The sequence below is a fragment of the Anaerosolibacter sp. genome (assembly GCF_029240175.1).
GTDB lineage: Bacteria > Bacillota > Clostridia > Peptostreptococcales > Thermotaleaceae > Anaerosolibacter.
Genome location: NZ_JARBTM010000028.1, coordinates 60678 through 71688, shown reverse-complemented (window position 1 = coordinate 71688; position 11011 = coordinate 60678). Strand labels below are relative to the sequence as shown.

At 39.7% G+C, this 11011-nt stretch carries 10 protein-coding genes; 7 read left to right on the top strand and 3 right to left on the bottom strand.

What is annotated here, in order from left to right; genetic code table 11:
- The first annotated feature begins 204 nt into the window (after window positions 1-204).
- From K0R93_RS16935 to K0R93_RS16910, 6 genes are all read left to right on the top strand, one after another.
- Window positions 205-975, top strand: coding sequence for a Mur ligase family protein (locus K0R93_RS16935; RefSeq protein WP_300303787.1), 771 nt, complete (start codon window positions 205-207; stop codon window positions 973-975).
- 165 nt (window positions 976-1140) lie between these two features.
- The gene (locus K0R93_RS16930; RefSeq protein ID WP_300303784.1) at window positions 1141-1818 is read left to right on the top strand and encodes a single-stranded DNA-binding protein; all 678 of its coding nucleotides are present in this window, start codon (window positions 1141-1143) and stop codon (window positions 1816-1818) included.
- 372 nt (window positions 1819-2190) lie between these two features.
- Window positions 2191-2322 carry a hypothetical protein gene (locus K0R93_RS16925; protein ID WP_300303781.1) on the top strand — a complete coding sequence of 44 codons (132 nt, stop codon included), beginning with the start codon at window positions 2191-2193 and terminating at the stop codon, window positions 2320-2322.
- A 240-nt stretch (window positions 2323-2562) separates the two neighbouring features.
- On the top strand, window positions 2563-3495 hold the full coding sequence (pfkB, locus tag K0R93_RS16920) for a 1-phosphofructokinase (protein ID WP_300303778.1): 933 nt from the start codon (window positions 2563-2565) through the stop codon (window positions 3493-3495).
- A 45-nt stretch (window positions 3496-3540) separates the two neighbouring features.
- Window positions 3541-5310 (top strand): sigma 54-interacting transcriptional regulator, encoded by a 1770-nt coding sequence (locus tag K0R93_RS16915; protein ID WP_300303775.1) that lies wholly within the window; start codon window positions 3541-3543, stop codon window positions 5308-5310.
- A gap of 155 nt (window positions 5311-5465) precedes the next feature.
- A complete protein-coding gene (locus tag K0R93_RS16910) occupies window positions 5466-6761 on the top strand; it encodes an L-cysteine desulfidase family protein (protein WP_300303772.1) in 1296 nt (431 codons plus the stop codon).
- Between the two features lie 40 nt (window positions 6762-6801).
- On the opposite strand, the gene K0R93_RS16905 is transcribed toward K0R93_RS16910, so the two are convergent.
- Window positions 6802-8010, bottom strand: a complete 1209-nt coding sequence (locus K0R93_RS16905; protein WP_330685195.1) for a CD0519/CD1768 family membrane protein — start codon at window positions 8008-8010, stop codon at window positions 6802-6804.
- Between the two features lie 302 nt (window positions 8011-8312).
- On the opposite strand from K0R93_RS16905, the gene hpt reads away from it, so the two are divergent.
- Complete coding sequence (gene hpt / locus K0R93_RS16900) at window positions 8313-8843, top strand: hypoxanthine phosphoribosyltransferase (RefSeq protein ID WP_300303769.1); 531 nt, start codon at window positions 8313-8315, stop codon at window positions 8841-8843.
- A gap of 52 nt (window positions 8844-8895) precedes the next feature.
- On the opposite strand, the gene K0R93_RS16895 is transcribed toward hpt, so the two are convergent.
- Both K0R93_RS16895 and K0R93_RS16890 read right to left on the bottom strand, forming a co-directional pair.
- Window positions 8896-9924 (bottom strand): aspartate kinase, encoded by a 1029-nt coding sequence (locus K0R93_RS16895; protein ID WP_300303766.1) that lies wholly within the window; start codon window positions 9922-9924, stop codon window positions 8896-8898.
- Window positions 9925-9935: 11 nt separating this feature from the next.
- Window positions 9936-10946, bottom strand: a complete 1011-nt coding sequence (locus K0R93_RS16890) for an aspartate-semialdehyde dehydrogenase (protein ID WP_300303763.1) — start codon at window positions 10944-10946, stop codon at window positions 9936-9938.
- Window positions 10947-11011 lie beyond the last annotated feature (65 nt).

Below are 11011 nucleotides of genomic sequence, written 5' to 3'. Positions count from 1 at the left end.
ACTTTTTAAATTTTTTCCTAAAAGAACAGAGTACGTAATTTCTACGTACTCTGTTCTTTTAGGCATCTACTCACAATGTCTTAACTTAATGACATTGCTGATAAAGGTTCGCTATTTTTTTTGTTGCAATCTATGCATGAATAGACAGGGGTGTGTGAGGATAAACTATTTTATTATACTCGGTATGAAAGGGAGCGGAGATTCATGAAAACAGATGATAGAACCATCGTTCATAACAGAACAATGGGGGATGATCCATATATTCATACACTGGAAAATCTGAAGATTATAGGAATGGTAGGTGGATATGAAGATATAAAAATATCCGGTTTTCTAGCTCACCTTTTTCGTAGTACAGGGAAAAAAGCAGCACGTATTCATTCGACTGGCTGTGGCCATGATACACAAAAAGTAAGAGAGCTTTTATCCTCCCATATGGATACGTATAATGGTGAATTAGAATATGCAGTAATTCATTTACCTGGCTCTTCCCCACAGCAGTATGATTTGTCCAATATCTTCTTGGACACCATTATCCATACATTTCTAGGGGAAAATAATAAGTACGAAAATGACGAGTCTGAGACAATATTTAAGAGTCTTTCAGCCAAGGGATATGCTTTGATTAATGTGGATGACGAGGCTTACACAGATTTTATAGGTTGTTTAGAGAATAAACTTGTGATTACCTATGGTCTCTCTCCAAAAGCCACCATTACTGCATCCAGCATAGAAGAAGCATCCAACCTTCATTTTACATGCTGTATCCAGCGGGGCATTACAAACCGAAGGGGCTTGGAGGTTGATCCTATGGAATTCCCCGTATACATACCTAATTTTGAAAAATCAGATATCCATTCTGCCCTAGCTGCCATCGGAACTGGATTGATATATGGGATTTCTACGGAAGATATTATAACGGCTTTTAAGGCCCATGGGCAGACTGGGAAAACAATAAAGTATGAATCAAGATAAATATAAAGATAAAGATAAAGATCAAGGACAGGAAGTGAATTTCGGTGAGAATTCTCTTCCTATTTTTTTATTCTTTAATCATAATCTGGTTTTCAGGTGAATACATATATTTGTAGGTTAACCCTGAAAAAATACATAAGAATTGGGAAGGAGCGTGGGGGTTAAATGCAGGATAAGGTTATTGAAACAAATGTAGTTTCGGTTGTGGGAGAAGTGCACTCAGAACTAGAGTTTAGCCATGAAATGTATGGAGAAGGATTTTATACATTTGATATAAAAATACCTAGGCTGAGTGATTACAGTGATGTACTACCTGTGACTGTTTCTGAGCGGATTTTGGTAGGATTAGATATTAAGGAGGGTATTGCTGTAAAGGTAGAAGGGCAATTGCGATCTTATAATAAGTACAAGGACGGAAACAATAAATTGGTACTTACAATATTTGCCCGAGACATGAGTTCCTGTGAAAATCTTGAAGAAATTAAAAATCCCAATCAAATCTTCTTAGATGGATTTATTTGCAAGGAGCCCGTGTACAGAACAACACCCTTTGGCAGAGAAATCACAGATATGCTCATTGCTGTTAACCGGCCCTATAATAAATCCGATTATATCCCGTGTATTGCATGGGGAAGGAATGCAAGATACTCTGAAAAACTGCAGGTAGGAGACCATATCAAAATTTGGGGGAGAGTACAAAGTAGAGAATACCAGAAAAAAATACAAGATGACAATGTTATCACCAAAATTGCTTATGAAGTATCCGTTTCAAAAATGGAAATTAATGAGGAAGACAACAATCGATTTGGTGAAAAGGAATTGGATAACAACGAGCAGGATTAAAATAGGATAGATTATGCAATCATATTCATTTAATGTTCTGAAAATATCAGTTCGTTGGATTTATTGTATAAAATCAAATACACTTTTCTTAGAACGTCTTTATGATGAGAAGGTCTAGGAACGGTGTATTTTTATTTGATCCGATGGCTAACAACTCTAAGACTTCCGCTTGCACGCTGTGTAAGCGATGATCAATAAATCAAAGATTTATGATCCCTGCTTATACAAGCGGAAGACAAGAGTTGTACAGCCCCTGGATAACACGACTTGGCATTCAGGTGGAGTTGCAAACTCCAGCTGAACTGAGTCTTAGTTGATGGAAAAAGCGAAATGAATTATAATGGATTTAAAGATTTAGAGGAGGAAATACAAATGAATTACATACTGATTGCCGTGATTATCTTTTTTGTCATATTAATTACTATGCAGTATTCCTTAAACAAAATTATTGTACTCTTAAAAGAGATTAAAGACCTATTAAGGACTTTGCATACAAAGGAGTAATGATAAATAGGTATTTTAGCATATTCCATCAACCATTAAGATTTTATAAAATAATTATAAATGATCTATGAGACAAAAAGCGCTACATAGGTAAATATGTCACAGATTGGTGTAGTGAAAACAAAAAATCTTTGCAAAGTAGAAAAGATGCGTATATAATAGATTTATGCCATTTTACGTCGATAAACTGTGTGGTTTTATAGGCTGTGAATGAATTTGTTGTGTAAAGAAGGGGATTCCATGATTACTACGGTAACCTTAAATCCTGCTATTGACAGGGCTTACGTGATTAATAATTTTCAACCGAATACCAGGTATATGGTGGATGATGTGAAAGTATCTGCTGGTGGCAAGGGTCTGAACGTAGCACGGGTAGCAGCCATGCTGGGAGAAAAAGTAAATGCCACAGGTCTGCTAGGGGGTGTCACAGGAAAGTTTGTACAGGAAGAATTGGATAAACTGAATATATCCACTTCCTTTGTATGGATCAATGAAGCCACTAGAGTATTTACAGCCATTGTTGACCCTGTGAACAATACAGAAACCTTTCTCAGCGAAAAAGGTCCCGAAGTAACGAAAAAAGAGTTAAACGCTTTTGTAAAAGAGTTTGTGAAAACGTTAAAATATAGTGAAATAATGATTGCCTCTGGTAGTGTGCCTCCAGGTCTGCCTAAGACCATCTATGGAGATATGGTGAAGATTGCACAAGATAATAATGTGAAGATGATCATTGATGCCTGTGGGAGCTATCTGGTAGAAGCGATCAAGGCAAAACCCTTCATGATTAAGCCGAATCTACAAGAATTAGAAGAACTAGCAGGTTACGAATTAGATAGTGAATATAAGATTATTTATGAGTCAAAATACATATGTAGGCAGGGCATCGAGGTAGTAGCAATTTCTTTGGGAGACAAGGGTGCTATTTTTACCACAAAGGATGGGGTTTACAAAATCTGTGCACCTAAGATTTCAGCTGTTAATACAGTAGGGTGCGGAGATGCTTTTGTAGCTGGATGTGCCGTGGCTCTCTTCAGGAAAAAAGAGCTGCCCGATGCATTTAGATTGGCGGTGGCAGCAGGCGCTGCAAATGCCATGGAAAAGCAAATTGGCTATATCGATCCAGCAACTGTAGAAAAATTTTATCAAGAGACAAAGCTCAAAAGACTGGATTAAAGATCCAGTCTTTTTAAATAGAACAAACCAAAAGGGTGTGGGGAAATGAACTTAATGCGTATAGCGAATAGCGTACAAAAAATTGCAGAAGTAATTGCCAGTGTAATCAATGTGGACGTCACCATTGTAGACTGCGAGCTGAACCGTATCGCGGCTACCGGGTGCTATGAGGACCATATCGGGACCAAAGTCAGCAAAAATTCTGTGTTTGGATTTGCCCTAAGTCAGGGAGCGGAATTTATCATCGATAATCCAAGAGAACATATGGCGTGTAAACAATGTGAAGATCATAATCAATGCAAAGAATACGCACAGGTATGCTGTCCTATCAAGGTTAACAACGAAACCGTAGGCGTTATCGGATTAATTGCTTTTCAAGAGACTCAAAAAAGTTCTATTTTGAATAACCAGAGAAATCTCATGGCGTTTTTGCATAGGATGGCTGATCTGATTGCCTCAAAGCTAATGGATGAGGAAAAAACGGAGAAAATTCAACTATTGGCCCAGGAATTAGAGATTGTTTTGGATGCTGTAGATCATGGCATCATTGCTGTGGATGCAGTTGGCCGTATCATGCATTTAAATGTGAAGGCTAGTCGATTGTTTCGATTGGATGCAAAAAATGCAATTCATAGAAATATAGGAGAAATACTAGACAAAATTGATTTTCATGATATAAAGATGAGAAGTATTTCTATGAAGAATAGAGCGTTTAGTTATAAGAAAGAATCATATGGCGTTCGGGGAATCTATGGGGTCAATCCCATTATTGTTGGTGTAGAGACTGTGGGGTTTGTATTTACTTTCAGCAATATATCTGAAGCTTTAAATGTGGTGAATGATATGATTGGAAGCACGATTGAGATGAAATTCCATCATATTATGGGGGAGAGCAAGGAAATACTGGATGTAAAGGAAGAAGCAAAAAAAGCCAGTGAGTCACCATCAACTGTTTTAATTCAAGGGGAGAGTGGAACAGGCAAGGAGTTGTTTGCAAGGGCTATTCATTTTCAAGGGAAGCGTAGAAAGGGGCCGTTTATTCCAATCAATTGTGCCGCTATACCAGAGCAGCTCTTAGAAAGCGAACTTTTCGGATATGAGGAGGGTGCTTTTACCGGGGCAAAACGAGGTGGTAAGGCGGGAAAGTTTGAATTGGCCAATAATGGGACGATTTTCCTAGATGAGATTGGAGATATGCCCTTGCATTTACAGGCAAAACTTCTTCGGGTTTTGCAGGAGAATGCAATCGAAAAAATTGGCGGAAGAGAATATATTCCTATTGATGTTCGTGTCATTGCTGCAACCAATAAAAACCTAGAGCAAAAGGTGTTAGAAGGAGAATTTCGAAAGGACTTATATTATCGTTTGAACGTGATTCCTTTAAATATTCCTCCCCTGCGAGAGAGAATGGGGGATATTGACATCCTCGTCGACCATCTGCTTCAAAAATGCAACCACAAGCTTGGGAAATGTGTTGAAGGCCTAGAGACAAGTGCATTGGAGATTTTAATGAATTACCAGTGGCCTGGAAATGTACGGGAATTAGAGAATACCATAGAATATGCGGTAAATATGTGTAGTCATTATAAAATTTCTGAAGTAGATTTGCCCAAGCGGCTAAGGTCCGGAGAGGGAGAAAAACAGCAGAACTCCGTCAAGGGTGTGATGACAATTCGGGAATTGGAGTACAGGGAGATCAAAAAGGCTTTAAGGATGTGTGAGGGCTCTAAGCAGCCCATGGATAGGGCAGCTGAACTATTGGGTCTTAGCCGCGCCACCTTATATCGAAAACTTAAGGAATACCAATTTAAATAATCTCAAATTGAGACTTAGTTCTCAATTTGAGATTATTTTAGAATAGACTTGTCTCAAATTGAGAAAAGAAAATAAAAGTCCATGGTAATTTAGATAGGTTTTTTGGCATGCATATTGCATATTTTATCAATGTGGAAATTTGATGGAGGTGCTTTATGGAGCTAAAAACCCTTATTGTAGATACACTTAGAAAAGAGGTTGTACCCGCCATGGGGTGTACAGAGCCTGTGGCTGTGGCATTGGCTTGCGCGAAGGCCAGAGAGCTATTGATATTTGATGAATTAAATGAAGTAAATATTTATGTTAGTCCAAACATTTACAAGAACGGCATGTGCGTAGGAATACCGAATACAGGCGAAGTGGGGCTAGAAATTGCGGCTGCTTTGGGTATTGTTGGAGGAAAAAGTGAAAAGGACTTAAGTATACTAGAAGGTTTATCAATCCAAGAAATACGATCCGCTAAGAAACTTTTAGAACAGGAGAAAGTTCATATAGGGATGAAGGATACCCTTGATAAGATATATGTTGAGGTGTATTTAAAAGCGGATAGCGGCACGGTAGAGGTAGTTATCCGAGAGCGGCATAATCAATTTGTTTCGATTAAAATTGATGGTCATGAAATACTGGATATCTATGGAGAAAAGGCAGAGGAGGACAGAAAGGAGCAAACGATTTACGATCATAGTATTCAAGATATTTTATTACAGATTGAAGAGCTACCCTATGACCAGATTTCATTTCTTTTAGAAGGGCTGCATATGAATGAAAGAGTAGCTTGGGCGGCATTGGATCAGGATATGGGAATGGGTGTAGGGAGCGGCCTTTATCAGAGTATAAAGAGCGGTATCTTATCGGATGATCTAATGAATCAAGCAATGATGTTAACAGCTGCTGGTGCAGATGCACGAATGTCTGGATTTTCAATGCCTGTGATGAGCAGCAATGGAAGCGGGAACAATGGATTGACGACAATTTTGCCCATCGCAGCTTACCGCAATAAGTTTCAAGTAAGCGAAGAAAAGCTGGTCAAAGCCTTGGCGATGAGTCATATTGTAAATGGTTATATCAAGTATTATATAGGCAGGTTGTCTGCTTTGTGCGGCTGCGGGGTTGCTTCATCTACAGGTGCAGCTGTAGCAATTGCTTGGCTGATGGGGGCAAATCCTCAACAAATAGATGGTGTAATTAAAAATATGATTGCCAATATTAGCGGCATGATTTGTGATGGCGCAAAGGTAGGCTGTGCATTGAAATTGGCAACAGCAGCATCTACTGCCATTCAATCGGCAATCCTTGCCCTTGGAAACAAAGTTGTACCTGCTAGAAATGGAATTGTAGCTGAGACCGCAGAAGAAACCATTAAGAACCTGGGGCGGCTGGGACAAGATGGCATGGGCAGTACAGATAGGGTGATTTTAAAGATAATGAATGAAATGCAGGCCGCATTATAAAAGGCAGGAGGGATTATTTAGCATCCCTCCTGCCTTCTTCTTAGCGTACAAATAGATAGATTAGATAAAGATAATGGGCTGTGATGCCTGCACAAATACCTCCTATGGTATGGCTGATAATTGCTTTCTTCGCTAACTGTCTTACACCAAGGGCATCCATCATTCCCACATGGGTGCTTAGGTAACCGCTCCAACACATGCCCATGGCAGTGAATACAGCAATATCATTAGGACCGATCAAGCCCTCTCTTAAGAATTTTGTTACCAATCCTAAGGCTGCACCTACAGAACCTAAAGAGGTGATTGGAAACGCGATGGCTTCTACACTCTGAAAGCCAAAGAGGGGCTTTAAGATAGGTGCAAGGAATTGACCAACTTTTGGTAGAATTGCCACCCCTTCATAGGCCACGCCCTTGTAGACGGAAACCCCATTGTTTACTTCGCTAGGGCCAAAGGTAAGGATCATAACAATTGTACAGATAAATATCACACCAGGCACAATGGCAAGTCCCATTTCTACACCATTCTTCCCACCTTCAAGGATGGCATCTAAAGCTCTTTCGAAGGTGCTTCCTGGACGAACATCTCTATAGTTTAGAAAATCATCTTGATCGGAAGTAAAATGATCTTCAAGATCTTTTTCAACGTGAAAGTATTTTTTTGTGTGGTGAATCATGAGACGAACGCTTACGATACTTCCAATGACGGCAGCAATATTACCGATGACGGCTGGGGCAATAAATTCAGTACCATTGCCTAAACTAATCATAAAAGTGGTTAAGATTAATCCCATACCAAAAGCAGTACCGAGATTACAAAGGGCTGGTGTTTGATAATTTTTAAAGTACTTGGAGAATCCTTTATCCTTTGCAAGAGAGATAATTGCAGGATTGTCAGAGAGATAGGTGGTGATGGCTCCGATAGAGGCTGCACCAGGCAAACCGTATAAGGGGCCCATGATAGGAGAAATTATTTTGTTGATTAAAGCCACAATACCAAATTCAGATAGAAGAGCAGCAAAGGCACCGGCTAATACGGCAATAGCCATGATAAAAAACACTGTGTTTAGCAATAGGTCATGGGCAGTATACATGATGATGTTAAACATGACACCAACACCCATTTGGGATATGAGATAACCAAAACCGACGATACATACAAGAAGAAAAACATAGGTTTCCATAGATACTGATTTTTTACGATTGGTGGTGCCTGGGTAACTTGCTTCTGCGCTGACCATTGATTTCATTTTATACCCCCATCTTATTCAGTAGTGTATTAGATTTTTGAGGAAACGTTTGCATACCACTTCATTTTACTATGGGCACATAGGAGTTTCAATGAAGGAAACGAGAAATAAATCTTAAATAAATGTAATAATTGGTAGTAATTTGCCTATAACAGCTAAGAGGAAATATGGAAGATTGACTTATAATGAAGGATTTGATTGGGGATTCTATTTGACAAAGAAATTGATTTGCATTAGAATATTTATAATTATATAGTCGCACAAGATGTTACATACTATAGATATCGGAGGGATTACAAGTCATGGATATAGAAAAAAAGAGAAAAGAGGTTCTCTTTTCACAAGAGGATATTCGACAAAGAGTCATGGAAATGGGCAGTCAAATTGCCAAAGATTATGATGGAAAGAAAATTCTTGTCGTATCGTTATTAAAAGGAAGCTTTATTTTTACTGCGGATTTAGTACGAGCCATCGATGCACCAGTAAAGATTGAATTTATGGCTACTGCCAGCTATGGTCATGGGGAGGAATCATCAGGTCAGGTGAGCATCCTTTATGATCTGAAGGATTCATTGGAAGGTTATGATGTTCTGGTAGTGGACGATATAGCTGATTCAGGACTGACCATGAAGTTCGTGATGGAACACCTAACCACAAAGAAACCTGCCAGCATCAAGTCATGTGTTCTTCTGGACAAACCCTCCAGAAGACAAACGGAGCTGGAGGCTGATTATGTAGGCTTTACGATTCCTGATAAGTTTATTGTAGGCTATGGATTAAATTATGGAGACTACTATAGAAACGTACCTTATGTATTTGCTTTTGTAGACTAATAGAGACTGTGTTTAAGGATCTGTACAGATTCTTTAACACAGTCTCTTTGTTTTATTGTGATCTAAAAAATGTAGTATAGATTTGCTGAGCTATTGATAGTAAATGGTCATTTGCTACTAAGACAGAAATATGATCCTGTCCCGAAGAATATTCTAATGATTGAGGTGCTGCGGTGAAGATAAGGTCTTTCAGTTGATCTAATTGGTCGACAGCTTCTTCCCGGAAGAATATGGATACCCTGCACAGGTTATCATAATCAGCTGAAGGAACTCTCTGAAGATGATAGACATCCTTGTCAACGGAGATACCTAGGAAGGGATGGGATAGGGTTTCATCTTCTTTAGAAATTAGGGTGCCGCTGCCATCCGAGAAAGTAGAAAGAACCCTGACTGGGATTTGAAATTTTTTTGCTGCCGCTACAGCCCGTGGATGAATAACCTTGGCTCCATTGGATGCCAGCTTAAACATGCTATCATAGGAGATGTTCGATAGAAAATAAGGGTTTGGAACGATACGAGGATCAACCAGAGCGATGCCAGGTACATCTGTAAAAATATCTACCCTATCTGCCTCTAGATATCCACCTAGGATGACAGCACTGGTATCGCTGCCCCCACGACCTAGGGTGGTAATTTCACCCCCAGAGGTTATGCCTTGAAAGCCTGCAACTACAACAACTTTATTTTCTTGTAAATGACTACAAATAATTGATGTGTCAATGTGAAGAATTTCGCTGTTGCCAAAGCGATTATCGGTGACAATACCAGCCTGGAATCCTGTAAGGGCGACACTGGGCAGGCCATGGATATCCAACAAATGGGCAACCAAGGCTGCAGAAATTGTCTCACCACAGGAAATGGCCAGATCCTTTTTTCTTTCATCAATATCTTGATGGACAGAAGCTAATAAGGAGATCAATGTATCTGTGGCATAGGAATCGCCTGATCTCCCCATGGCTGACACCACCACTACCACATCATTTCCTTCTCTTTTACATAACGCTACCTTATGAAGCAGGGCCTCACGGGCTTCTGAGGTATGTAATGAAGTGCCACCAAATTTCAGAACAATCGTGGACATAGACTCCCTCCTTATATCAATTTCCGAAGGATGAGGGTTTCTGCTATTTGTACAGCGTTTAATGCTGCTCCTTTTCTCAAATTATCGGCTACTATCCATAGGTTCAGACCATTTTCGGTGGTGAAATCCTTACGGATTCTTCCAACAAAAACAGCATCCTTACCTTCCGCCAAAATAGGAAGAGGGTATATAATATTGGCTGGATCATCCATTACCTGTATGCCAGGAGCATTCTGAAGGAGCATATAGATCTGATCCATTTGGAATGGTTGAATCGTCTCGATATTTACAGATTCTGAATGACCGCGGAATACAGGGATACGGACGGCCGTTGCACTAACCTGGATATTTTCATCCAGTATTTTTTTTGTTTCATTGACCATCTTCATTTCTTCTTTTGTATAGCCGTTTTCTTGAAAAACATCGATGTGGGGCAATGCGTTAAAGCTAATTTCATATGGGTATACCTGGGGAATGATTTCTTTACCTGTTACATGACATTCGGTTTGTTGTCGGAGCTCATCGATGGCTCTCTGGCCAGTACCAGATACTGCTTGATAAGTAGACACGATCACACGCTGGATCTGATAGACATCATGGATTGGCTTGAGGGCTACGAGCATTTGGATGGTAGAGCAGTTAGGATTCGCAATTAAACCTTTGTGCCAGTCTAAATCCTCTGGGTTCACCTCAGGCACTACCAGAGGAACAGATGGATCCATCCGCCAGGCACTGCTATTATCTATGACAATAGCTCCCTCTTCTACAGCTATTGGTGCAAGTTCTATACTTGCATCTCCCCCTGCGGAAAATAGCGCCACATCTACATTGGAAAAAGCGCCCTTTTGCGCAGCTTCAACGGTTAAATAGTTGCCCCTGAAAGGTACTTTTGTACCCGCTTTGGATGGAATATCCAGAAGCTTAATGGTTTCAAAAGGAAAATTTCGCTGATCAAGGGTTTTGAGCATTTCCTGTCCAACTGCCCCCAATGCACCTACGATGGCGATACGATAATTATTCATGAAATAGCCCCCTTTAAGCTTTTATTACTCATCATATGATGAGTAGCGGTCGTTTATTATAATAT